Genomic DNA, 24,602 nt, shown 5'->3' on the forward strand with positions numbered 1-24,602 from the left:
GATTCAGCTCAGCACCGGGTCGGTGATCGCGCAGAAGCTGTGGCACACCGGGTTCCGGACGATGACCTCGGGGCACTCGGGATCGAACCAGCGGTCCACGACCGCCCAGTGGATCGGATGCATCAGGTACGGGCCCATCAGCCCTTCGACGTCGGTGAATTCCTGCTCGAACACGTGGGTCCACTCCTGAATCCCGATCGCTTGCTCGACACGGCTCAGCTGCCAGGCGGTGATCGTCTTGACATACCGCGGCATTAAGCGCAGCTCGTCTTCGAAGCGCGCGATGGTGTCGGCGGCGGTGCCGGGACGCACACACAGCAGCAGTGCGCGATAGACGGTGCCGGTTGCGCCGCTGCACGAAGCCGCACCCGAATAGCAGGCGCCGTTGATGGCGGTGATCGCGGGATCCTCGAACAGGGCTGCGAAATCGGACTCGGCGGAATGCCATTGGCCTTCGGCGCCGAAGCGCAAATGCACCAGGACGTCGCCGCCGTTGCGTGTACCCGGCAGCGTCGGCTCGATGAGTTGGCATTGCGCCCCGGTGTTTGCGGCACCAGCGCGCACGGCGCTCAGGACCCGGTCGCGATCGTGCTCGACGACGTCGAGCAGCCGGGTCACGCTATACATCGCAAAGTCGATCGACGTCTGTGGCCGCCGCGGCCACGCTGCGCCCCCGCGTCTCGACGAGATCGCCGATGCCTTCCCACCATGGCCCCAGAGTCGGGTCCGGCCGGCCCTGCCACGTCATCTCCCACCAGGCCTGCAGGCTGGGCAGTGACCAGGTGACCGTCACGGTGTTGGTTTGATCGTCGAACCAGATCGGCGGGCTGACCAAGATGTTGCGCAGCGTCATGCCGCGGTCGCGTGCGGCCGGCGCGTACTCGTTGAGGTAGGTGTCGACGAACTCCCTGGCACAACCGGGCCGCGTGACGACACGGTCGATGACGAAAATCTCACCGTTGGCCATATGCAAAGGGTATGGCGCTGTCTTGCGTTGGACACCGGTAAGTCCCGTCCATTGGGAGGCGCCGTGTACGAACGATGTTCATGCGTACTGCTTCATGCGTACTGCAAGGCGCGCGGCGGCACGGGACGCAGAGGACGCAACGGTTGCAGGGTTGGCGCAACCCGCCGCGGGCCGTCTTCGACATTGCGCCAGATGCCCATCGCCGTCATCCGGACGGGGGCGGCCAACCGCTGATCGAACATCATGCGCTTCATGGGGCCGCACACCGAGACCGCGGCGACTGCCTCGCCCGGACTGCCGATCGGCGCTGCGATGCAACCGAATCCGGGCAGCGATTCCTCGCGTTCGAAGGCGACGCCGTGCGCGCGCACCCGGGACAACTCGACGGCCAGCTGCGAGCCGGTGGCGATCGAATACTTCGTTCTGCGCACCCGCAGATCCACCGGGGCATCCTCGTCACGGTAAGCCAGGATCGCCTTGCCGACGGCGGTGCAGTGCGCGGGCTGACGGCTGCCCACCCGCGTGGGTATCGGCGCCAGCGGCGAGTCGCCGACCTTGTCGAGGTAGACCACGTCGGGCCCGTCCAGAACCGCGAGGTGCACGACGAGCCCTGTGGCGCGGTGCAATTCGCCCAGCAGGGGACCGGCGGCGCGCACCAGGCGGTCCTGATGCACCGCCAGCGAGCCCAGCTCGACCAGTCGCATGCCCAACTCGTAGTCGCGGCCGCTGCGGCGCAGCCAGCGCAGCTGCACCAGGCGCTCGAGCATCCGGTGCGCCGACGAGCGCGGCAACCCGGTGCGCCGGACGATCTGGGCCAGGGTCAGCCGGCCGGGGCCCTCGAAGGCATCCAGGACGAGCGAGATGCGGTCGATGACCGCCGTGGGTGTGGCTGATTCCGCGGTCACTGGTATCCGGCCCTCCTGGCTAGAACTATCTGGCTGGCATATTCCTATTAGGAACATCTGTTGTACCACACCGCTGTGGTCGCTGTCACATGGCGCGCAGACCGATATTGCCCAGCAGACACAAAAGCACCCGACACGCCAGGCGCACGGGTGCTTTTGTGTCTGCTCGCGGGGTCGGCGAGTCAGCCCTTGGCCGCGGAGCGGCCGGCGCGGCGGCCGTAGAAGCTGCCGTCACCCAGCGAGACGCCGCTGGCATAACCCCACGCGGCCAGGCCTGCGGTGCACCGCCCGGCGGCGAAGAGTCCCGGAATGGGCGCGCCGCTGACGTGCAGTACCTCGGCGTCCAGGGTGGTGGCCAGGCCGCCCAGGGTGAATCCGCCGGTGTTCTCCCGCAGGTCGACGGCGCCGATGGGGGAGCCGATCGGCTTGATCCACTCCGGCTTCTTGTGCAGCAGCGGATCCTCGCCGCGCGCGGCGCCCTCGTTGTAGGCGGCGACGGTCGCCTGCAGCGAGCCGATCGGCAGCCCCATATCCCGTTCCAGGTCGGCAACGGTATCGGCCACCCAGGTCGCGGGGCGCAGCATGAACTTCGGCGACCACGAGGCCATCGCCTCCTCCTGCGCGTCGCCGTCGATGATCAGATAGGCGACGTTGTCCTGCTGGTAGAGGGTGAGCTGCCCGATCCGGCCCGGGTAGGTGTCCTCGGCGACGTAGCGCTGACCGCGGCCGTTGACCAGGATGCCGCGCACCAGCTGCTGTGGGTCGATGAAGATCGCGACCTCGGTGGCGTCCATGTGGGCCAGGTCGGCACCTAGGGCCTGCGCCATCCGGATCGCCTGCCCGTCGTGCTGCTCGATCGACGCGGCGGGCCGGCCGGCGATCCGCGGCGCGTAGCGCGCGACCATCGCGTCGTTGTAGGCGAAGCTCCCGGTCGCAAGCACCACCCCGGTGCGCGCCCGGATGCTCATCTCGGTGCCGTACCGGCGGGCGCGGATGCCGACCACCCGGCCGTCGGATTCGGTGATCAGCCGCGACACCCGCACGTCGTAGCGCGCCCGCACGCCGGCCGCGGTGGCGGTTTCCACCAGGGGCTTCATCAGCATGTAGCCGGCGCTGGCCTCGCCCTGCTTCTTGTTCTGCATCTGCGGCACGTGCCCACGCGGCGCGGGGGAGGCAATGGTGTTGAACGGGAAGGAGTTTTCGCCTCCGCTGTACATCAGCCCCTGGTCGCCCATCGGCTCCCAGCCGGGTTCGGAGAAGAACTCCGCCTTGAACGGCACACCGCAGCCGACCAGCCATTCGAAGTGGGCGACGCTGCCGGCGCAGTAGTCGGCGATCCTGTCCTCGTCGGCGCCGGGGCCCATCGCGACATTGAGGAAGGCCGCCATGTTGTCGACGGAATCGGTGAAGCCACAGGCATTTTGGATCGGTGTGCCGCCGCCGAGATAGATGAAGCCGCCGGCCATCGATGCGGCGCCGCCCCAGGAGCCGGTGCGCTCCAGCACCAAGACGTCGGCGCCGGACCGGGCCGCCTCGACGGCCGCCGCCGCCCCGGCGATGCCGTACCCGGCGATGACGACGTCGGCCTCGTCATCCCACGAGGTGATCGATGACGCGGGGACCGGCGTCACGTCCGATTCGGTCACATCCGCATCGCTGCCGGCATTTCGCCGACCCACTGGTGGCCCCAGTAGCTGTCGGCGGTGATTTCCTCTGCGGTGTAATAGGTTTCGTTGACCCGCATGCCGTCGGTGCCGAATTCGATATCCCAGTCACCGGGTGCACGGACGTAGAACGACACCATCTTGTCGTTGGTGTGGCGCCCGAGGGTGGACGACAGCTGGAATCCCTCGGCGTTGACCCGGTCGAGCGCCTGCCCCACCGCGTCCAGGGTGTCGACCTCCACCATGATGTGGACCAGGCGCGGGTCGCGCTGGTGTGCGGCCGGGACGATCGCCAGGCTGTGGTGGCGCTCGTTGATGCCCAGGAACCTGACCCGCACCGGGCCGAACTCTTTGGGCAGCGGCACCCGGAACGCACCACGGGCGCGAAACCCGAGGACCTCGGTGTAGAAGTCGAACAGGCCGCCTGCGTCGGTGGCCGGCACCACCACGTGGCCCATGCCCTGGTCGCCGGTGACGAATCTTGCGCCGAACGGCGTGACGACCGGGCTGTGGTCGAGCACCGCGCCGTGGAACACCTCCAGCGTGGTGCCGGCGGGGTCCTCGAAGGTGATCACCTCTTCGACGCGGCGCGCCTCGGCATCGTCGGCGGACAACTGTTTGTACGCCACACCGGCGCCGTCGAGGGCTGCCTGCACGCGCAGCAGCGCCGGGTGGTCGCGCACTTCCCAGCCGACGGTCAGCACCCGGTCGGTCTCACCGGGCACCACGATGAGCCGGGCCGCCCGCTCGTCCATCCGCAGATACAGCGCCGACGGATCGGGCCCCTTGCCCTCCGCGAAACCGAGCACCCCGAAGGCGAACTGCCGCCAGCGGTCGATGTCGTTGGTCGAAATGGTGATGTAGCCCAGGCTTTTCAGGTCACTCACGAATGGGTCTCCTGCTCAGATCAGGGCCCGCAGCGGGCCCTCGGGCGGATCGATGCCGATCGAACTCAGCGCCGACGCGTGATACGTGGTGCCGGGGACATGGATGGCATGCATCTGCCCGACGTGCACATCACGCCAATAGCGTTGCAGCGGTTTGTCCATGCGCGCGGCATTACCGCCCGAGCGGGCGAAGATCTCGTCGACCGCGGACACCGCACGCCACACCGCGCGCACCTGCGTTCGGCGCCCGGCCGCCCGGTCGGCGAACGACACCTCCTTGCCGGCCGCGACCATGTCGTAGATGCGGTCGGCATTGGCCAGCAGCTCCTGGCGCGCCGCGTTGATGTCGGCGGCCGCCTCGCCGATCGCGTGCATGACGTAGGGGTCGTCCTTGATCGCGGTCCCGGTGGCGCCGACGCGCTCACGCTGATAGTCCAGATGCGCGGCCAGCGCCCCTTCGGCGATGCCGATGGTCGCCGCGGAGATGCCCAGCGGGAACATCGTCGACCACGGCATCAGGTACAGCGGCTCGGTCATGCCGGCCTCGCGCTGGGCGGTGCCGTCCATCACCTTGGTCGCTTCCATGGTCCGGTAGCTGGGCACGAACGCGTCCTTGACGATGACGTCCTTGGAGCCGGTTCCACGCAGCCCCACCACATTCCACGAGTCGTCGACGATCTCGTAGTCCTTGCGCGGCAGGATCATGTGCAGCATCTGCGGCGGCATCAACGGGATGCCCTTCTCGTCGCCGAGCATGGCGCCCAGGATGATCCAGTCGCAGTGGTCGGTGCCCGAACTGAACTGCCAGCGGCCGTTGAACAGATACCCGCCGTCGACGGGTTTGGCCACACCCTGCGGCGCATACGGCGACGCCATCCAGGTGTCGACGTCGTCGGCCCAGATTTCGGCGGCAACCTTGGGGTCGGCGTAAGCCAACTGGTAAGGGTGCACGCCGACGACGCCGACGATCCAGCCGGCCGCCGGATCCAGTGCCGCGGTGGCCATCGTCGTCTCGGCGAACTCACGCGGGTGGACCTCGAAGCCCTGGTATTGCTTGGTCTGCAGCAGCCGGATCAGGCCGGCGCCCTTCATCATCTTGACGGTGTCGTCGGTGAGCCGGCCGATGCGCTCGGCTTCCGCGGCTTGGTCGCGCAACTGGTCGGCCATGGCCACAACCTGATCGAGTACCCGGTCGCTCATATCGTTGTCCTTAAGTGTCATGGCCCTAACGTGTGTGGGCCTAGTAATGGTCTACCGCAGTCCCGCGCCGTCCCAAAGGAAATCCCGATGAGCGGACACCCGGCATTGAAGAATCCGACGTGAACATAGGCTCCGGCCGGCCGGTGGCCGGGAAATCTCCTGCGAACCGTCCGGTGACCGGGAAGGGCAACGGTCCGCCGCGCGTCAGGCCCTACGGTGACTGCTTGTGAACGATGCCGGGCAACAGTCCCTCGATGTCGTCGTGGTCGGCGCGGGGTTCGCCGGCCTGTACGCCTTGCACAAAATGCGCAGCCAAGGCCTCTCGGTCCGGGTGCTGGAGGCGGCGCCCGAGCTGGGTGGCACCTGGTACTACAACCGGTATCCCGGCGCGCGCTGCGACGTCGAGAGCGTCGACTACTGCTACTCGTTCTCCGAGGAACTCCAGCAAGAGTGGCGCTGGACGGAGAAGTACGCGACCCAATCCGAGATCCTCGAATACTTGAAGTGGGTCGCCGACAAACTCGACCTGTGCCGCGACATCGCATTCGACACCCGCGTGCTCTCCGCCGTGCTGGACGAGTCGACACTGCGCTGGACGGTCACCACCGACACCGGGCTTGTGCTCTCGGCACGATTCTGTCTGATGGCTACGGGGCCCCTGTCCGCCGCTATAACGCCGAATTTCCCCGGGTTGGATACTTTTGCGGGCGAGATCCACCACACCGCGCACTGGCCACGCGAGCCCGTCGACTTCACCGGCAAGCGGGTCGCAGTCGTCGGCACCGGATCCTCGGGCATTCAATCGATTCCGATCATCGCCGAGCAGGCGGCGCACCTGTACGTCTTCCAGCGCACCCCCAACTACAGCGTCCCGGCGGGCAACAAGCCCTTGACCGCCGACGAGCTCGACGAGATCAAGGCCGGTTATGCGCAGCGGCGCGCGTTGTCGTGGCGCAGCGGCGGGGGTTCACCGCACCTCACCGCCCCGAAGCCGACGATGCAATTCAGCGCCGACGAGCGTCGCGCGGCGTTCGAAAAGCGTTGGCAGCTCGGCGGTGTGCTGTTCTCCAAGACGTTCCCCGACCAGATGACCGACCTGGAGGCCAACGACGAGGCCCGCAGGTTCTACGAGGAGAAGGTCCGGGCCGTCATCGACGATCCGGCCGTCGCCGACCTGCTGATCCCCACCGACCATCCGATCGGAACCAAGCGAATCTGCACCGACAGCAACTACTTTCAGACGTTCAACCGGCCCAACGTGTCGCTTATCAGTGTCCGCAACACACCGATCGACTCGATCGATGCCGCGGGCATCAACACAGACGAGGCGCACTACGACCTCGACATGATCGTGCTGGCAACCGGTTTCGATGCGATGACCGGGGCGCTGGACAGCATCGACATCGTGGGACGCGGCGACACGACGCTGCACCAGGACTGGGCGCACGGACCGCGCACCTATCTGGGATTGGGCGTCGACGGTTTTCCCAACCTGTTCTTGATCTCGGGCCCGGGAGCGCCCGCGGTGCTGGCGAACATGGTGCTGCACGCGGAGGCTCAGGTGAACTGGATCGCGGAAGCCATCGCCTACCTCGACCAACACGGTTACGCCGCGCTGGAAGCCACCGTCGACAGCGTGGACGGCTGGGGTGCCGAATGCGCCCGCCGGGCCGAGGCGACGCTGTTCACCAAGGCGAACTCCTGGTACATGGGGGCGAACGTGCCCGGAAAACCAAGGGGCTTCATGTTGTTCGTCGGGGGGTTCGCCACCTACAACGACATCTGCGCCGAGGTCGCCGGCGCAGGCTACCGCGGCTTCGATTTGATCGAACGATGACGGGATCACTCGACAAGGTCGTCGTGGTCACCGGCGCCGCCAAAGGCACCGGGCGGGTGCACTGTCAGCGCTTCGCCGACGAAGGCGCCGACGTGATCGCTCTCGACGCCGACACCGCTGCCGACGAGTTGCGCGACACCGCAAGGGGAGTCGAGGACCGCGGTCGACGGTGTGTGACCGGCTTGGCCGACGTCAGCGACCTCGCGGCGGTGACCGCCGCCATCGACACCGGCGTAGCCGAGTTGGGCCGCCTCGACATCGTGGTCGCGAACGCCGGAGTCCACCTGCCCGGCGCGCCATCCTGGGAACTCGACCCACAGGTCTGGCAGCGAACGCTCGACATCAACCTCACCGGCGTCTGGCATACGATCCGGGCGAGCGTGCCGCACATGGGTGCCGACGGTGGCTCCGTTGTCATCATCAGCTCCACCAGCGGCATTCGTGGTACGGCGAATACCGCCCACTACACCGCCAGCAAGCACGCGGTGGTCGGTTTGGCCCGCACGCTGGCCAACGAGCTAGGGCCGCGCGGCATCCGGGTCAACACCGTGCATCCCGGCGCGGTCGCCACCCCGATGGTGCTGAACGAGGCCACTTTTCGGCGCCTGCGACCGGACCTGGACAACCCGACAGCTGCCGACGCGGCCGAGGTCCTGCAGGCACGGAACCTGCTTCCGGTTCCCTGGGTCGAGCCCGTCGACATCGCCAATGCCGTGCTGTTTCTGGCCTCGGATGCGGCCCGCTACATCACCGGCACCCAGCTCGTCGTCGACGCCGGTCTGACGCAGAAGACGACATGACCGGACGGCTCCACAACAAGGTCGCCCTGATCACCGGTGCGGCCCGCGGGATCGGTCGCGCGCAAGCGGTGCGGTTCGCGCGGGAGGGCGCGGACATTGTCGCGCTCGACGTGTGCGGCCCGGTCGACACGGTGACCATCCCACCCAGCACCCCGGCCGACCTCGACACCACCGCGTCGCTGGTGAGCGAGGCGGGCGGGCGGGTGCACGCCGAAATCGTCGACGTGCGTGACCTTTCCGGTCTGCAGGCGGCCACCGATCGCGGCGTCCAGCGGTTCGGCGGCCTGAACGTGGTCTGTGCGACCGCGGGAATCACGTCGCGCGGCATGGCGGTCGACCTCGACGAGAACGCCTGGCGCACCATGCTCGACGTCAACCTCACCGGCGTGTGGCATACCTGCCGCGCCACGGCCCCACACCTGATCGCGCGCGGGGCGGGGTCGATGATCCTGACGAGTTCGATCGCGGGGCTGCGCGGTCTGGTCGGCGTCGCGCATTACACCGCCGCCAAGCACGGCGTGATCGGCTTGATGCGCTCGCTGGCGAATGAGCTTGCACCGCATGGCGTTCGGGTCAACTGCGTCAACCCGACCAACGTCGACACACCGATGATCCAGAATGACCTCGTCAGTAGCGCATTCCGGCCCGACCTGGACCGCCCGCCCACGCGCGAGGAATTCGCCGAAGCCGCGCGCTCGATGAACATGCTCGCGGTGCCGTGGGTGGACGCGGAGGACGTGGCCAACGCGGCGCTGTTCCTGGCCTCCGACGAGGCGCGCTACATCACCGCGATCGTCCTGCCCGTCGACGCCGGGGCCACGCAGCGATAGAGGAGCGCCGCGCTCGCGATCGCCGCCGGTTAGCTGCGCGATAGGAACGCCAGCACGGTGCTTTCGAACGCGTCCTTGGCCTCGATCATCGCCCAGTGCCCCGAGTTGGGGAAGACGTGCAGTTCCGCGTTGGGGATGGTGCGCATCGGGATCAGCGCCATGTCCGGCGGACTCACCCTGTCGTCGCGGCCCCACGTCAGCAGGGTGGGAGCGGTGAGCTTGTGCATGGTGGCCCACGGCAGTGGCCGGTCGGAGGCGTTCATCGCGGCGTTCATGCCGGCGAACGCCGCCTTGCCGTACATGCGCCGCGCCGCGGCCAGGGTTTCGGGATCGGTGGCCAGCTGCCAGCGTTCCTCGATCAGCTGTTCGGTGACCAGGGCCTGGTCGTAGACCATCGACTTGAGCCAGTCGACCAGGCGTTGCCGCGTGGGGTCCTCGACGAACTCCTGCAGCAGCCGAATGCCTTCGCTGGGACTGGGACTGAAGATGTTGGTGCCGATGCCGCCGATGGTCACCAACCGATCGACGCGCGCCGGATTATGGGTCGCGAAGTTGATCCCGACGCCGCCGCCCATCGAGTTGCCGACGATATGCACCTTCTCGACGCCCAGCGCGTCGAGGAAGGGCGTCACCGTGCCGAACGCGGTGACCATCGGATGGCCGCCGAAGTCGTCGCTCACGCCGAAACCGGGGAATTCCAGGATCAGGCATCGATAGTGGGCGCCGAAGGCGGGCAGCACGCCGCGGAAGTTGCGCCAGCCCGTGACACCGGGACCGGATCCGTGCAGGAAAAGCAGCACCGGAGCGGACGCCGGCCCGCCGCTGTCGTGGTAGCGCAAAGCGCCCTTTTCCGTACTGATTTCACGCAGATCCTGCGCCGTGATCATCGTCGATTCAGAAGTGTCTGCCACGGATGTCACCCTGCCATGCCGCGGCCGCGACGGCGGACCGGGTTCCGCTGACTGGGCCGCCTAGCGCGGATCGTGGGCGCGCTCGCCGCAATTCAACAGCTCTTTGAGTGCGGCGGGGAAAGCGTCGGCGAGGTCCCACAGGTCGGGTACGAGATCGGGGCAGGAGATGATGCCGACGCCAAGCCGGCCGTTGAGCGACATCACGGTGATGTTGAGCGCGGCGCCGGCAATGATCGGGCCGAGCGGATACATCGCGTCGAGCCGGCACCCCAGGAAGTAGAGCTGTTCTTGTGGGCCGGGGACGTTGGACAGCACCAGACTGTGTGGCGGCTTGTCGGGCAGAGGCAGGCGCGGTAGCAGCTTCCTGGCCGCGCCGAACATGGCCTGGCCGGCCACTTGCGTCCAGTCGTGCAGCAGGGTCGGGCCCAGCGCCGCGGAGTGGTCCTTGGCCGCCGCGTTCCCGGCGGCAATGCTCGCCAACCGTTCAACGGGGTCTTCGATGTGGGTTTCGAGCCGGCAGAGCATCCAGGTCATCTGGTTGCGGCCCGCCCGGGTCGATTGGTCGCGGACGGACACGGGCACGCTGGCGACCAGGGGGAGCTCCGACAGCGCGTCGCGGTCCTGCAGATACTGCCGCAGCGCCCCCGCGCACATCGCCGTCACGACGTCGTTGACCGTCACCCCGAACCGGCGCTTGACGGTCTTCACGTCCTCGAGGTCCACGCTGGTCAGGGCGATGTTGCGGCGCCGGGTGAACGTGCCGTTGAACGCCGTCTGGGGTGCGGCGAACGGTGCCGCCATCGTCTGCCCACCGCCGCGCGCACGCAACACGGTTTGCGCCAGGGTCAGCGCCGTCGACGGCACGACTCTGGCCAGACGCCAGGGCCGCAGTGCCGCGCCGATCAGCCCGGTGGCGGCGATCAGCAGCGGATTCGCCACGCCCATGCGCTCGGCCGGTTTCGGTGGGGCGGCGTCGGGCGTGGCGCTGCACAACTGCGCCAGCAGGTTGGCTCCACCCACGCCGTCGACCACCGCGTGGTGGATCTTGAGGACGACGGCCAGCGCGTCGCTACCGTGCAGGCCCTCTATCACCCACATCTCCCACAGCGGACGATCCCGATCAAGCGAAAGCCCGGCGACGTGGCCGCAGATGTCCGCTAATTCTTTGGGCCCTCCGGGCGAGGGCAGGGCGACGCGGTGCAGGTGGCGAGACAGGTCGAAACGATCGTCGTCCACCCACACCGGATGATCGAAGTTCAATTGGTTGTCGGCCAGCTTGAGGCGGAATTCGGGCACCGCGTCCAGCCACACCGACAGCGCCTTCTGGAAGCGTTCGAACGTGTAGCCCCCCGGCATCGTAGTCGGGTCCATCTCCAGGACGCAGCAAACATTCAAAGGTTGCGTCGGCGATTCCAGATATAAGAAGAACGCGTCTAATCCACTAAGTCGTTGCATATTGCTCGTCTCTATTGCGCGGCCATGACCGCTGGTCACGTGACCGGCGGTCACCCCGGAGCTGCCGCGGGGACACGCCATCAGGGCGACCGCAATCTTTGGTGTGACTCTTATCTGTAGCCGTTCGGGCCGTTTCGGCAAACATTCCGCCGGTGCATCGCCAAGATCGCCGCCCCGCGGCCGCGGAGCGCCGGGGCGCTCGCCGTCATCGCCTCGTTCCGGGATTCCCGCGGGCCATCGCCGAGTCCGGTGCCGCCCAGTCTGTCGAAACCTTGCGGTGCTTGATCAGCCAGGCTTCATCCTCGGGTACCAGGATGTCGCGGTAACGGCCGTAGTGGTCGAGCCCGATGTGGGTGACCACGGTGAAATAGGAATCGACCCGGGCCCGCCCGGGCGCCACCTCGACAAACAACACGTTCGTGACGTTATGCCGCACAAGGGGGTTCACGTCGGCTGCTACGGCGATCTTTCCGGTGACGCCGCTCAAGAAAGCCGCGATCTCCCGACGCCCGCGCAGCGGTTCGAAACCACGTATTTCGAGGATGCCGTCCGTACAGAAAGTGCCCGCCAGGCCGTCGAGTCGTCCGGCGTCACCCGACCAGTTGTAGCGCGCCAGGGTGTCCCGGATCCGCTCGCGGGCGATCAATTCCCACATCTCCACCGTCACGACTCCTCGCCTGGGTATGACGGAGCCTAATAGCGCCAGTGCCTTGCCGACGTCCGCTCTCGAGAATCGCGCCGGCAGTTGGCCTTTCGCGGTCGCGTTACCTGACGATGTGGGGCCGGAAACCGTACCGGGCCGTGGGCGTGACCCCGTTCAGGTCGAAGACGGCAATCAGGGCACGCAGCAACGCCGGCGACCAGTCTTCCCAGGGCTGCGCGTCAACGCGATCGAGCAGCTCACCACGCAGGTATTCGATGCCCGCGGGCTGCTGATGGTCGGTGCTCAACTAGCCGATTCCTTCCGGGTTACGTGCTGGTGCTTTGACGTTAGGGCGGGCGCAGCACGCATGTACAGTCGACTGGCCAAATTCAAATCTGTCTCGGAGGCCGGCGGCGGCGGGCCCTTGGCCGGCTGAGCAAGAATCTGTTCAACACTTCCGCTACCAGCGGTAGCGGAATACAGTGGGTGGATGAGACCGGGCGAAGACGGTACGCACCTGCGCACGTGTCCGTTGTGTGAAGCCATGTGCGGCTTGGCAATTCACGTCGAGGGTGGCCCCGAAAACGGAAAAGTCACCAGCATTCGCGGCAACCGCGACGACGTGTGGAGCCGCGGACATCTATGCCCCAAAGGCACCTCGCTTGCGGCGCTGCACGACGATCCGGACCGCATCCGCCAGCCGATGATCAAGGTCGACGGCAAGTGGCGGGAAGTCAGCTGGGACGCGGCGTTTCGCCGCTGCACCGAGCTGTTGACCCCGGTGATCGAGAAATACGGCATCAAGGCGGTCACCGCCTACACCGGAAACCCGCTGGCGCATTCGTTCTCGCTGGCCCGCTACGCGGGCGTGCTGATGGGCATGTCCGGCATGCCGGTCACGTATTCGCCGGGCACGGTCGACCAATGGCCGAAGAACCTGTCCTCGCATCTGATGTACGGGCGGTGGTGGAACTTCCCGGTCCCCGACATCGAACGCACCGACCTGCTGGTGATCATGGGCGCCAACCCGGCCGCGTCACAAGGTTCGTTGTTGGCCGCGCCCAACGTCATGAACCTGATCGACGGGATTCGCAACCGCGGCAAGGTGATCGTGATCGACCCGGTGCGAACCCTGACCGCCGCGCGCGCCGACGAGTGGCTTCCCATCGTGCCGGGAACCGACGCGGCCCTGTTGCTGGCCGTCGCACACACCCTGTTCGACGAAGACCTCGTCAACCCTGGCCCGCACGTCGACGGTGTCGACACCATGCGGCGCGCCGTCGCGGACTGGCCACCCGAACGGGTCAGCGCCGTCACGGGCATCGACGAGGACCGCATTCGCCGGCTGGCCCGCGAGCTGGCCGGCACCGAGAAATCGGTGGTATACGGCCGAATCGGCCTGTGCAACCAGGAGTTCGGCAGTCTGGCCAGCTGGCTGGTCGACGTCGTCAACATCCTCATCGGGCATTTCGACACCCCCGGCGGGGCGATGTTCCCCAAACCGGCGGCATGGTCGATCACCACCGAACCGCTGCCCGGACTCGAGGGCGGTGCGCCGGAATTCGGTCGTTGGCACACTCGGGTCCGCGGCGCCAAGGAGGTGCTCGGCCAGGCCCCGGTGTCGTGCATGGCCGAGGAGATCGCCACACCGGGTGATGGGCAGCTCAAGGCACTGATCACGGTCGCGGGAAATCCGGTGCTGTCCACCCCCGCCGGGGACAAGCTCGACGAAGTACTGCCGATGCTGGAAGCGATGATCTCCGTTGACCTTTGGCTCAACGAGACGACGCGGCACGCCGACGTGATCCTGCCCGGCCTGTCCCCGCTCGAGCAGCCGCACCACGACGACCTGATCCTGCTCTTCGCCATCCGCAGCATCGCGAATTATTCTGCGCCGGTATTCGATCCGGGCGATCGCCCGCACGAATGGGAGATCCTGATCCGGCTGACGGGCCTGTGCACCGGAACCCCCGCCGAAGACGTCGATGTCGCCGCGATCGACGACGGCTTCTTCGATTATCTGGCCTTCACCAGAGGGCTCGACGGGGAACAGATCCGCAAGCTGTACGAGCGCGGCGGCCCGGAACGAATGCTCGACCTCACATTGCGCACCGGGCCCTTCGGCGACCAGTACGGCAAGAACCCGGGTGGGCTCACCCTGGACCTGCTCAAGGCCAACCCGAACGGCATCGACTTCGGGCCGATGGTGCCGCAACTGCCCGACCTGCTTGGCACGCCCGACAAGAAGATCCGGCTCGCCCCGCAGTATCTGCTCGACGACCTGCCGCGGCTCGCCGCGCGCATGGATCGCCCCGCCGAGCCGCTCGTCCTCGTGAGCCGGCGGCACCTGCGATCCAACAACAGCTGGCTGCACAACGTGCCCGCGCTGATGAGGGGGAAAGACCGGTGCACGTTGCTGATTCACCCCGACGACGCGGCCCGGTGCGGCGTCACCGACAACGAGATCGTGACCGTGAAATCCGAGGCAGGCGAGATCAAGGTGCCGGTCGAAATCACCGACTCCATCAAGCCCGGTGTGGTGTCGATGCCGCATGGCTGGGGGCACGGAAAGCCGGGCACCCGCATCTCGGTCGCCAACGACTCGCCCGGTGCGAACACCAATGTGCTGTCCCCGCCGACGTTCGTCGACGAGCCGTCCGGCAACGGTGTGCTCAACGGCATCCCGGTCACGATCATCGACGATCAAGCCCGATTCCGGCCGGCGCCGACCACCTGAGCCGGTGGACCCCCGATCAGGGGGCAATGGGCCGATTTGTCCACTGGCGGTCCGGCCGGCGCGTGGACCGGAACCATCCGCCGGCAGCCCCGGTACCGCCGTCGGTGGGGATGACGTGGCCGGTGACGAAGCCCGAGAGATCCGAAGCCAAGAACAGGATGACCCTGGCCTGATCCTCGGGCAGGCCCATCCGCCCGACAGGGACCCATTGCGGCCATTGCGTCTGTTCGTCGGCCGAAAGCCATTGCGAATACGGCACTTGCAGGGATTCGGTGACGTCGGGCGCGATGGCGTTGACCCGCACGCCGTCGTTGCCCACTTGAACCGCGAGGCTGCGAGTGAACGCGTTGACGGCGGATTTGAAGGCGGCATACACCGGGTCCTCCGGGTAGCCCCGCAGCCCCTCGACCGACGAGACGTTCACGATCGCACCCGTGCGCCGCTCGACCATAGCCGGCAGAAACGCATGCGTCAGCAGGAAGACGTGGTGCAGGTTGATCCGGTACAGCTCGTCCCACAGCTGCGGGTCGGTGTCGACGAAATTTCCGGGATGGCGCAGCCAATGGCCCACGTTGTTGACCAGTACGTCGACCCGGCCAGACCGGTCGAGCACGGTGCGGGCCAAGCGGGCGACCTGGCCGGGGTCTCGGACGTCGGTGACCACGGCTGAAGCCGACCCGCCGGATTCGGTGATCGAGGCGGCCGTCGCGCGGGCGAGGTCGGCGTCGACGTCGGCGATCACCACATCGGCACCATGTTGGGCGAACAACTCCGCGGTCGCCGCGCCGATGCCCCCAGCGCCGCCCGTGACGACCGCCACCCGGTCGGTCAGCAGCGGTTCCGCGGGTTTAGCGTGTGCCATCGCTCATATATAGGCCATTCGGGGACCTCAACAACAGCCGATCCGGTCCGCGCAGACCCGCGCGGAAGCCCCGAGAGAGATGAACGGGTGATACCCGTCTCTGCAGCCAGCAAACAGTGATCTACACAACATTTCTCGCGCGTTAATTTGCAGTTAACCACCAACGATGGCGGGTATCCGCCCCCCACTTAGGAGGTTGACATCAATGGCGAGCACGGCCGAACCGACACATATTCTGCCGAGTGTGGCGATGACGCGGCGCGTCCATCACCGTCATAGTCCGCAGTCGGTTGCCGTTGGGCTGGCCAGTCGGCTCATCGTGAAGAACACCGTCCGCGCGTGGGCCATGACGCCGAACCTGCACTGGCCGTTCGAGTACGTGGACGGAGTCGCGGGTCTGGTCCCACAATTCGGGTCAAAAGCGAGGATCGAGCGGGTGCGGTTGGACCATTGCGCCGCCGAATGGGTTCGCGCTCCCGGCGTGTCGGGGGAGCGGGCAATCCTGTATCTACACGGTGGCGCGTTTTTGACCTGCGGCCTCAACACCCACCGCTCGATGGTGACCCGCTTGTCGCAGGCGGCCGACGCCGCCGTGCTCACCGTCGCTTACCGCAAGCTGCCCGCGCATCACATCACCGACGCCATCGACGACGGCATCAGCGGCCTGCGCTGGCTGCTGGATCACGGCTTCGACGGCGACCAGATAGTCGTGGGCGGCGACTCCGCGGGCGGATACCTGGCGTTCATGACCACGCTCCTGGCGATCCAGGAGGGAATCGTGGAACCGGCCGGAGTCGCGACCGTCTCGCCGTTCACCGACACCGATCCGGTGCGAAAACTCAAGCACCGCAACGCGCGAAAGTGCTCGATGTTCACCCGCCGGGCCTTCTCGCGGTTCGCCCAATTCCTCGATAGCGCACAGGTGGTGGAAGGCCGGGGCGACTCCACGGTTGCCTCCCCGGTGGACGCCGATCTGTCCTCGTTACCGCCGGTGATGATCCACGCCAGCTCGGACGAGTTGCTGCTCGCCGATGCCGAGCTGATGGCGAAGCGCTTGGAAGCCAGCGGGATCCACTGCGATCTGCACCTGTGGGACGGCCAGATCCACGACTTCCCGATAGCGGCCGACATCTTGCCCGAGGGCAGGCGGGCGATCAAATACCTGGGGGACTTCGTCAAGGACGTCACCGGCGCTCGCGCCAAGGCCCTCAGCTTGCGCAGCCTGCGCAATGCCGCGGTGGCCGGTTGAAGGCGTCGAAAGTAACTGCACCGCAGGCGCTTCCCGCGGCGATGCGGTTGGGGGCAACAGTGCCCGACGAACAACCCCGCGCATGAGCCGCGCCGCTGCCGTTACAGTTGGTCCTGATGACTTCACCAGCCCCGCCTGCGCTGACCGTGCGCTACGAGGGATCCGAACGCACCTTCGCGCCGGGCAACGATGTGGTGATCGGGCGTGACCTTCGCGCCGACCTGCGAGTCGCCCATCCGCTGATCTCCCGCACCCACCTGATCGTGCGGTATGACCAGGGCCGATGGATCGCCGTCGACAATGGCAGCCTCAACGGCCTCTACGTCCACAGCCGCCGCGTCCCGGCCGTCGACATCCAGGATGGGCTGCGGGTCAACGTCGGCAATCCGGACGGCCCGGCGCTCACCTTCGAGGTCGGCCGCCACCAGGGCTCGGCCGGGCGGCCCCCGCTGACGACGTCGATACCGATCGTCAGCGACCCCGCCGTACCGCGGGCACGGGCGCCCCAGAGTCTGCCAGGGGCCACGCAGCACCCCGGCCAGCCGCAGCAGCCGGCGTCCGCCTCGTTCCGGCACCCCGTCCATCCGCCCACCACGGCGCAGCCGAGTCAGCCGGCCGGCGCAGCCACGCCGAGCTATTCGTCCGAGCCGCCGCCGCGGCCCGCGACCAGCGGTCCGCCGAGCCCCCCACCGAGCGGACCCCAACCCGCCCCCCAGATTTACCGGTCGCCCTCGGCGCACGCGGCGCCGCCGACCAGCGCGGCGCCGGCGGCGCCCCAGACGGGACGCGCCGGCGGTGACGCGTCGGTCATCGCGACGTCGATGATGAAGATTCTGCGGCCGGGCAAGGCCGGCCCGGATGTGCCGGGCGCGATCAAGATCGGGCGCGCCAACGACAACGACATCGTCATCCCCGAAGTGCTCGCATCGCGGCACCACGCGACCCTGATTCCGACGCCCACCGGCACCGAGATCCACGACAACCGCAGCATCAACGGCACCTTCGTCAACGGCGTCCGGGTCGATTCGGCCGTGCTGCACGACGGCGACGTGGTCACCATCGGCAACATCGACCTGGTCTTCCACGGCGGCAACCTGGCCCGCCGCGACCAGACCGCGACCGCGACGCGCAGCGGCGGCCTCGATGTGCGGGGGGTGACCTGGACGATCGAGAACAACAAAACGCTGCTCGACAACATCTCGTTGACCGCCCTGCCCGGCACGCTGACGGCCGTCATCGGGCCGTCCGGCGCGGGCAAGTCGACCTTCGCCCGTTTGGTCGCCGGGTACACGCACCCGACGACGGGGACCGTGTCGTTCGAGGGCCACAACATCCATGCCGAGTACGCCTCCTTGCGCAGCCGGATCGGGATGGTGCCGCAGGACGACGTGGTGCACGGACAGTTGACCGTGCAGCAGGCGCTGATGTACGCCGCGGAGCTGCGGTTGCCGCCGGACACCACGAAAGATGACCGCGCCCAGGTGGTGGCGCGGGTGCTCGAAGAACTCGAGATGACCCAGCACCTGCACACCCGGGTGGACAAGCTGTCCGGCGGCCAGCGCAAGCGCGCGTCGGTGGCGCTCGAGCTGCTCACCGGGCCGTCGCTGCTGATCCTCGACGAGCCGACCTCAGGCCTGGATCCGGCGCTGGACCGCCAGGTGATGACCATGCTGCGGCAGCTGGCCGACGCCGGCCGGGTGGTGCTGGTGGTCACCCACTCGCTGACCTACCTGGACGTCTGCGACCAGGTGCTACTGCTGGCCCCCGGCGGCAAGACGGCGTTCTGTGGGCCGCCCGGCCAGATCGGTCCCGCAATGGGCACCACCAACTGGGCCGACATCTTCAGCACCGTCGCCAGCGATCCCGACGGGTCCCGGGCGCGCTACCTGGCCCGAACGGGCCCGCCGCCCGCTCCGCCGCCCGCCGAGAAACCGGCCGAGCTGGGCGATCCCGCGCACACCAGCCTGGTCCGGCAGTTCTCCACGATCGCCAGACGCCAGATGCGGCTGATCATTTCGGACCGCGGCTACTTCCTGTTCCTCGCGCTGCTGCCGTTCATCATGGGGTCGTTGTCCATGTCGGTGCCCGGCGATGTCGGCTTCGGGATTCCGAACCCGCTCGGCGCCGCGCCCAACGAGCCCGGGCAGATCCTGGTGCTGCTCAACGTCGGCGCGGTGTTCATGGGGACCGCCCTGACCATCCGCGACCTCATCGGTGAGCGCGCGATCTTCCTGCGGGAACAGGCGGTCGGATTGTCTACGTCGGCCTACCTGTTGGCCAAGGTCTGCGTGTACACGGTGTTCGCGATCGTGCAGTCGGCGATCGTGAGCGTCATCGCGGTGCTCGGCAAGGGCGCCCCGACTCAGGGCGCCGTGGCGCTGGGCAAGCCGGCTCTGGAGCTGTTCGCCGACGTCGCGCTGACGTGCGTGGCGTCGGCCATGCTGGGGCTGGCGCTGTCGGCCGTCGCCAAGTCCAACGAGCAGATCATGCCGCTGCTGGTGGTCGCCGTCATGTCGCAGCTGGTGTTCTCCGGTGGAATGATTCCGGTCACCGCGCGCGTCGGGCTCGACCAGATGTCCTGGGCTACCCCGGCGCGGTGGGGATTCGCGGCGTCGGCCTCGACCGCCGACCTGACCAAGCTGGTGCCCGGGCCGCTCACCCCGAAGGACTCGCACTGGAAGCACACCGCGGCGACGTGGTGGTTCGACGTCGGGATGCTGTTCGTCATCAGCGCCGTCTACCTGGGCTTCGTGCGCTTCAAGATCCGCCTGCGCGGCGGCTGAGGCCCGTTCAGGCGCCCTTGCGGACCATCTGTTCGGCCGCGGCACGCATCCGGTCGGACAGTTGCAGCGGGTCGTGCTCGCCCACGCCCAGCGGCAGCGTGTACGCCAGCTGCCGCAATTCGACGGCGTAATTGCGCAGATCTTCGCGGAGACGCATCTCAACAGTGGGCATGACTTCTCCTGGGGCTCGGCAGGATGCCTGGTCCCCGTCGACCGGCCGATCCGTCAATCTTCGCAGCCGGTCCGGATGACCGCGAGAGGGTCGACGCGTATTAACGGGAGTTTGACAGCGTGTTTACAGTCCGAACGGCGCTCGAGCATGACGCGGCCCGAAATTGCCGGCACCATCTCGCCGTGGCGTTACGCTGACGACGCTCGGTGAAAGCATGCGGAAAGGCACAGGCGCCGGAATGGATTTCGAACTCGACAGTGGGCAGCGCGCCTGGCTCACCGAGGTTCGTGAATTTCTCGCAGTCAACGTCACCCCGGAGTTGCGCGCCGAGCTCGCCGAGCACGACTTGGAATTCCCCGACGGCGAGGTGGCCCGGTTTCGGCGCAAGATCGGGGCCAAGGGCTGGTTCGGACTGAACTGGCCGCGCGAGTACGGCGGGCTGGGCCTCGGCGCCACGTACCTGCATCTGTTGATGAGCGAATTCGAGTATTGGGGCGTGCCCGGTCCCGACCTGACGGTGACATCCGTGGCGCCGATGATCATGCGGCACGGCACCGAGCGCAACAAGACCGACTGGCTGCCCCTGATCGCGCAGGGCGAAATGATCTGCGCGGTCGGCTATTCCGAGCCGGATGCGGGCACCGACCTGGCCAGCCTGCGGACCAGCGCCACCCGGGACGGCGAAGAATGGGTGATCACCGGCACCAAGATCTGGAACAGCGGCGCCCAGCGCGCCACGCACGAATGGCTCTGTGTGCGTACCGATCCCAGTGGCGCCCGGCATCGCGGCATCTCGGTCATCATCGTGCCGATCGACAGCCCGGGCGTCGAAATCCGTCCGCTGTACGCATGGTCGGGCTATCGCACCAACGAGGTGCGATTCCATGACGTGCGGGTGCCGGTTACCAACCTGGTCGGCGACGTCAACCGCGGCTGGACCTACATCACCGGCGCGCTCGATCTCGAACGCGGGGCGCTGACCAACGCCGGAGACCTCCGGCGCGCCGTCGAGGAATTGCACGAGCTGGCGCGCCGCCCGCGGCGCGACGGGACCGTGCCCGCCGACGATCCGTCGCTTCGCCGGCGGCTGGCGCAGGCGGAGGCCGACGTCGCGGTGGCCGTTCTGATGGGCTACGAGGCGGCGTCGATCCTGGATTCGGGCGTGATACCCACCGTCGAGGTCAGCGTCGAAAAAGTGTTCACCAGCGAGCTACGCCAGCGCATCGCCGACCTGGCGCTCGACCTCCTCGGCCCCGACGGCCTGCTGGCGCACCGCGGCGAGCAGGCCCCGCTGGCGGGCAAATTCGAGCGGCTCTACCGGGCCGCCCCGCTGATGCGCTTCGGCGGCGGTACCAACGAGGTGCTGCGCGACATCATCGCCCAGCGCGGGCACGGAATGCCCTCCTATGGGCGCTGATTCAGAACGCCGCGGATGAAGACGATCCCCACCGCCGAACAGCGCGAGTTCGCGGCCGCCTTGCGCGCAGTGCTTGCCGCCGAGAACCCCATCGAGCTGGTGCGCGCACTCGACGAACCCGGGGCGGACCGCCGCACGCCGGCATTGTGGAAGGCGCTGGCCGGTGCGGGCGTCTTCGGCCTGGCCATCGACGAGGAGTACGGCGGGGCCGGCGGCTCCCTCGACGACCTCGCCGTCTTCTACACCGAGGGCGGCCGCGCGCTGTGCCCGACGACCGTGCACAGCAGCGTTGTGGCCGCGCTGGCCATCGACCAGCTCGGCTCGCCGGACGACAAGGCCCGCTGGCTGCCGTCGCTCGCGTCCGGAAGCGCACGGGCCACCACCGCGCTCTGGAACGCGCGCGACGCCGCGCTCGTCGCCCCCGCGCTGCGCGCCGATCGGGCCGCACACGGCTGGCGGCTCGACGGAACCGCGGACTACGTCCTCGATGCCGACGTCGCCGATCTTGTCGTGGTGTCGGCCGCGGCGGGCGGGCGCACCCTGGCCTTCGTCGTCGACATCCGCGGTGCCGACGTGAAACCGCTCGACATGGCCGGTGGCCTCCGCGCCTTCACGCTGCGCTTCGACGGCGTCGCCGCCGACGTGGCGTTCGAGGTCACCACACCGGCGCTGCGCCGGCTGGCGAACACCGCGGTGGCGCTGGGATCGCTGGATCTGGTCGGAGTCGGCCAGGCGGTGCTGGACCGCACCGTCGACTACACCAAGCTGCGTCATCAATTCGGCCGGCCCATCGCGTCGTTCCAGGCCGCCCAGCATCTGATCGCCAACATGCACATCGCCGTGTCGGCCGCGCGATTGGCCGCGCACGCGGCCGTGTTCTGGCTGGGACGCGGCCGCGCCGCCAGCAGGCAGACGGCCATCGCACGCATGCACGCCGCCACCGCGGCGCGGCTGATCACCTTGGATGCCCATCAGCTGCACGGGGGCATGGGGTACGTCACCGAGACCGACCTGCACCTGTGGAGCGAGCGGGCAAGGTTCGCTTCGACTTTCGGCGGCGGAGCCGACATCGCCGCCGGCTGGCTCGAACAGAGCCTGCACCACGAGACAGATGAAGGGGAGCGCCGTTGAGCGAGGACAGTCTGATCGACGCGGAATCGGCGTCGCGCGTCGGCACCGTCGCCGCGTCGGCAACCGGCGAGGTGAACCGGCGCGATTGGCAACGCTGGGCGGCGGCGGTCGGCGACCACAACCCGCTGTATTTCGACCCGGATTACGCCAGGGCCAATGGATATCGCGACATCATCTGCCCCCCGCTGTTCCTGCAGTACGCGATCCTCGGCGTATCGCCGCTGGGTTCGCTGCGTCCCGATGGGTCGTCCGGCGCGGTCTCCGGCAGTTTGGCGTTTCCGCGCGCCCCCAAGCGGATGGCCGGCGGGGAGAGCTTCACGTTCCACCTGCCCGCGTATCACCGCGACGATATCGAGATGGTCCGAACCATCTCCTCGATCGTCGAAAAGCGGGGCCGCTCCGGCGCATTCGTGCTCGTCACCTGGCACACGGTGTACCACAACCAGCATCGCGACCTGCTGGCCGAAGCCTCGACGTCGATGATCGCGCGACCCTAGGAATTCCATTGGCCGAAAAACAGGTCTTCTACGACGACATCGTCGTCGGCGAGCACACTCCGACGCTGACCGTCACCGTCGACGAAACCCAGATGTTCTTCTTTTCCGCCGCCACCTACAACGGCCACCGGATTCACTACGACAAAGAGTGGGCGCGCGACACCGAAGGCTACGACAACGTCCTGGTTCACGGCCCGCTGCAGGCGGCGTTGCTGGCCCGCGCACTCGGCGACTGGATGGGCGGGCGCGGGCGGCTGGTGTCGTTCTCGGTGCAGAACCGGGCGGTCGCGTATCCCGGTGAGTCGCTCAGCTTCGGCGGCGAGGTCACCGGTAAACGGCTGACCGACACGGGAACCGGGCTGGTCGACCTCGTCATCGCCGGGCGCCGCGGGGACACGATCCTGATGCCGGGGACGGCGACCGTCGAGCTGCCGATGCGGGGAGCCCGGCGGTGACCGGGCTGCGCGGCGAGGCGGCAATAGTCGGCATCGGGGAGTTGCCCGCGCAGCGCCGTCCCACCCGCGCTCCGCTGTTCACCCTCGACCAGTACGCGGTGCTCGCGAAGATGGTCATCGAGGACGCCGGGGTCGAGCCCCGCCGCGTCAACGGTCTGCTGACCCACGGCGTCGCCGAGTCGGCCATGTTCGCGCCGGCCACCCTGTGCGAATACCTGGGTCTGGCATTGGATTTCGGTGAGCGGGTCGACCTCGGCGGAGCCACCGCCGCCGGAATGATCTGGCGTGCGGCGGCGGCCGTCGAACTCGGCATCTGCGAAGCCGCGCTCGCCGTCGTACCGGGATCGGCGTCGGTGCCCCAGTCCGAGCGCCGACCCAAACCCGACCCGAATTGGTATGGGGCGTCGTCGAACAACTACGGCTCCCCGCAGGCCGAGTTCGAGATCCCCTACGGCAACGTGGGCCAGAATGCGCCCTACGCGCAGATCGCTCAGCGCTATGCGGCGGAATTCGGGTACGACCCGGCCGCGGTCGCCAAGATCGCCGTCGACCAACGGACGAACGCGTGCGCGCATCCCGGCGCGGTGTTTCACGGCACCCCGATCACGGTGAACGACGTGCTGGACAGCCCGATGATCGCCGACCCGATCCACCTGCTGGAGACGGTGATGCGCGTGCACGGGGGAGTGGGAGTGCTGATCGCCAACGCCGATATCGCCCGCCGCGGCCGCAACCGCCCGGTGTGGATCAGGGGCTTCGGCGAACACATCGCCTTCAAGACGCCGACCTACGCCGAGGACCTGTTGTCCACCCCGATCGCGCGGGCCGCCGACCGGGCGTTCGCGATGGCCGGGCTAGACCGTTCCGATGTCGACGTCGCGTCGATCTATGACTGCTACACCATCACGGTGCTGATGAGCCTCGAGGACGCCGGATTCTGCACGAAAGGCGAAGGCATGTCGTGGGTCAGCGAGCACGACCTGACCTACCGCGGCGACTTCCCCCTCAACACCGCCGGGGGCCAGCTGTCCTTCGGCCAGGCCGGCATGGCCGGCGGCATGCACCACGTGGTCGACGGCGCCCGCCAGATCATGGGCCGGGCGGGGGACGCGCAGGTGCCCGACTGCCACACGGCGTTCGTGACCGGCAACGGCGGCATCATGAGCGAGCAGGTCGCACTGCTCATGCGGGGGGATTAAG

23 protein-coding genes are annotated in these 24,602 nt (G+C 67.8%); 11 read left to right on the forward strand and 12 right to left on the reverse strand.

The genetic code is table 11. The features are described from left to right. Positions 1-3: 3 nt before the first annotated feature. The 6 genes from AC5Y30_RS22095 to AC5Y30_RS22120 all read right to left on the reverse strand — a co-directional run bounded on the left by AC5Y30_RS22095 (position 4) and on the right by AC5Y30_RS22120 (position 5,623). Positions 4-627, reverse strand: coding sequence for a Dabb family protein (locus tag AC5Y30_RS22095; protein ID WP_499920990.1), 624 nt, complete (start codon positions 625-627; stop codon positions 4-6). Then, positions 620-967 carry a hypothetical protein gene (locus tag AC5Y30_RS22100; protein ID WP_499920992.1) on the reverse strand — a complete coding sequence of 116 codons (348 nt, stop codon included), beginning with the start codon at positions 965-967 and terminating at the stop codon, positions 620-622. Before AC5Y30_RS22100 ends, AC5Y30_RS22095 begins: the two co-directional genes overlap by 8 nt. Before the next feature lie 92 nt (positions 968-1,059). Beyond that, entirely contained in the window at positions 1,060-1,878 is an 819-nt protein-coding gene (locus tag AC5Y30_RS22105) for an IclR family transcriptional regulator (protein ID WP_499921126.1), read from the reverse strand. Between the two features lie 176 nt (positions 1,879-2,054). Continuing rightward, positions 2,055-3,518, reverse strand: coding sequence for an FAD-dependent oxidoreductase (locus AC5Y30_RS22110; protein WP_499920994.1), 1,464 nt, complete (start codon positions 3,516-3,518; stop codon positions 2,055-2,057). Next, positions 3,515-4,423, reverse strand: a complete 909-nt coding sequence (bphC, locus tag AC5Y30_RS22115; protein ID WP_499920996.1) for a biphenyl-2,3-diol 1,2-dioxygenase — start codon at positions 4,421-4,423, stop codon at positions 3,515-3,517. Before bphC ends, AC5Y30_RS22110 begins: the two co-directional genes overlap by 4 nt. Before the next feature lie 15 nt (positions 4,424-4,438). After that, positions 4,439-5,623 (reverse strand): acyl-CoA dehydrogenase family protein, encoded by a 1,185-nt coding sequence (locus AC5Y30_RS22120; RefSeq protein ID WP_499920998.1) that lies wholly within the window; start codon positions 5,621-5,623, stop codon positions 4,439-4,441. A gap of 226 nt (positions 5,624-5,849) precedes the next feature. Between AC5Y30_RS22120 and AC5Y30_RS22125 the strand changes: the two genes are divergently transcribed. From AC5Y30_RS22125 to AC5Y30_RS22135, 3 genes are read left to right on the forward strand one after another with little or no spacing between them, the layout of a single operon-like run. After that, positions 5,850-7,460, forward strand: a complete 1,611-nt coding sequence (locus tag AC5Y30_RS22125; protein WP_499921000.1) for a flavin-containing monooxygenase — start codon at positions 5,850-5,852, stop codon at positions 7,458-7,460. After that, entirely contained in the window at positions 7,457-8,260 is an 804-nt protein-coding gene (locus AC5Y30_RS22130; protein WP_499921002.1) for a mycofactocin-coupled SDR family oxidoreductase, read from the forward strand. Before AC5Y30_RS22125 ends, AC5Y30_RS22130 begins: the two co-directional genes overlap by 4 nt. After that, positions 8,257-9,090, forward strand: coding sequence for a mycofactocin-coupled SDR family oxidoreductase (locus AC5Y30_RS22135; RefSeq protein ID WP_499921004.1), 834 nt, complete (start codon positions 8,257-8,259; stop codon positions 9,088-9,090). Before AC5Y30_RS22130 ends, AC5Y30_RS22135 begins: the two co-directional genes overlap by 4 nt. A 29-nt stretch (positions 9,091-9,119) precedes the next feature. On the opposite strand, the gene AC5Y30_RS22140 is transcribed toward AC5Y30_RS22135, so the two are convergent. The 4 genes from AC5Y30_RS22140 to AC5Y30_RS22155 form a co-directional block, all read right to left on the reverse strand. After that, on the reverse strand, positions 9,120-10,001 hold the full coding sequence (locus tag AC5Y30_RS22140; RefSeq protein WP_499921006.1) for an alpha/beta fold hydrolase: 882 nt from the start codon (positions 9,999-10,001) through the stop codon (positions 9,120-9,122). 60 nt (positions 10,002-10,061) lie between these two features. Beyond that, positions 10,062-11,456, reverse strand: a complete 1,395-nt coding sequence (locus AC5Y30_RS22145; protein WP_499921008.1) for a WS/DGAT/MGAT family O-acyltransferase — start codon at positions 11,454-11,456, stop codon at positions 10,062-10,064. A gap of 205 nt (positions 11,457-11,661) precedes the next feature. Then, complete coding sequence (locus AC5Y30_RS22150; RefSeq protein ID WP_499921127.1) at positions 11,662-12,117, reverse strand: nuclear transport factor 2 family protein; 456 nt, start codon at positions 12,115-12,117, stop codon at positions 11,662-11,664. A gap of 103 nt (positions 12,118-12,220) precedes the next feature. Then, positions 12,221-12,406 carry a hypothetical protein gene (locus AC5Y30_RS22155; protein ID WP_499921010.1) on the reverse strand — a complete coding sequence of 62 codons (186 nt, stop codon included), beginning with the start codon at positions 12,404-12,406 and terminating at the stop codon, positions 12,221-12,223. 183 nt (positions 12,407-12,589) lie between these two features. Between AC5Y30_RS22155 and AC5Y30_RS22160 the strand changes: the two genes are divergently transcribed. Further along, positions 12,590-14,836 (forward strand): molybdopterin-dependent oxidoreductase, encoded by a 2,247-nt coding sequence (locus AC5Y30_RS22160; RefSeq protein ID WP_499921012.1) that lies wholly within the window; start codon positions 12,590-12,592, stop codon positions 14,834-14,836. Positions 14,837-14,852: 16 nt separating this feature from the next. Here the strand turns inward: AC5Y30_RS22160 and AC5Y30_RS22165 are convergent, their stop codons facing one another. Beyond that, a complete protein-coding gene (locus tag AC5Y30_RS22165; protein ID WP_499921014.1) occupies positions 14,853-15,698 on the reverse strand; it encodes an SDR family NAD(P)-dependent oxidoreductase in 846 nt (281 codons plus the stop codon). A 205-nt stretch (positions 15,699-15,903) separates the two neighbouring features. Here AC5Y30_RS22165 and AC5Y30_RS22170 point away from each other — a divergent pair, with 205 nt between their 5' ends. Together AC5Y30_RS22170 and AC5Y30_RS22175 are read left to right on the forward strand one after the other, a co-directional pair. Continuing rightward, positions 15,904-16,947, forward strand: a complete 1,044-nt coding sequence (locus AC5Y30_RS22170; protein WP_499921016.1) for an alpha/beta hydrolase — start codon at positions 15,904-15,906, stop codon at positions 16,945-16,947. Between the two features lie 116 nt (positions 16,948-17,063). After that, positions 17,064-19,730 (forward strand): ATP-binding cassette domain-containing protein, encoded by a 2,667-nt coding sequence (locus tag AC5Y30_RS22175; protein ID WP_499921018.1) that lies wholly within the window; start codon positions 17,064-17,066, stop codon positions 19,728-19,730. Positions 19,731-19,737: 7 nt separating this feature from the next. Here the strand turns inward: AC5Y30_RS22175 and AC5Y30_RS22180 are convergent, their stop codons facing one another. Further along, entirely contained in the window at positions 19,738-19,902 is a 165-nt protein-coding gene (locus tag AC5Y30_RS22180; protein ID WP_499921020.1) for a hypothetical protein, read from the reverse strand. Between the two features lie 238 nt (positions 19,903-20,140). On the opposite strand from AC5Y30_RS22180, the gene AC5Y30_RS22185 reads away from it, so the two are divergent. Genes AC5Y30_RS22185 through AC5Y30_RS22205 form a run of 5 tightly spaced genes read left to right on the forward strand, consistent with a single transcriptional unit; the run spans position 20,141 to position 24,601 of the window. Further along, on the forward strand, positions 20,141-21,319 hold the full coding sequence (locus AC5Y30_RS22185) for an acyl-CoA dehydrogenase family protein (RefSeq protein WP_499921128.1): 1,179 nt from the start codon (positions 20,141-20,143) through the stop codon (positions 21,317-21,319). Between the two features lie 15 nt (positions 21,320-21,334). Further along, positions 21,335-22,450, forward strand: coding sequence for an acyl-CoA dehydrogenase family protein (locus AC5Y30_RS22190; protein ID WP_499921022.1), 1,116 nt, complete (start codon positions 21,335-21,337; stop codon positions 22,448-22,450). Further along, entirely contained in the window at positions 22,447-22,947 is a 501-nt protein-coding gene (locus AC5Y30_RS22195) for a MaoC family dehydratase (protein WP_499921024.1), read from the forward strand. The genes AC5Y30_RS22190 and AC5Y30_RS22195 overlap by 4 nt, the downstream gene beginning before the upstream one ends. An 8-nt stretch (positions 22,948-22,955) precedes the next feature. Further along, entirely contained in the window at positions 22,956-23,402 is a 447-nt protein-coding gene (locus AC5Y30_RS22200) for a MaoC/PaaZ C-terminal domain-containing protein (protein ID WP_499921026.1), read from the forward strand. After that, positions 23,399-24,601, forward strand: a complete 1,203-nt coding sequence (locus tag AC5Y30_RS22205; RefSeq protein WP_499921028.1) for a thiolase family protein — start codon at positions 23,399-23,401, stop codon at positions 24,599-24,601. The genes AC5Y30_RS22200 and AC5Y30_RS22205 overlap by 4 nt, the downstream gene beginning before the upstream one ends. Position 24,602 lies beyond the last annotated feature (1 nt).

Source organism: Mycobacterium sp. NGS27 (assembly GCF_059813005.1).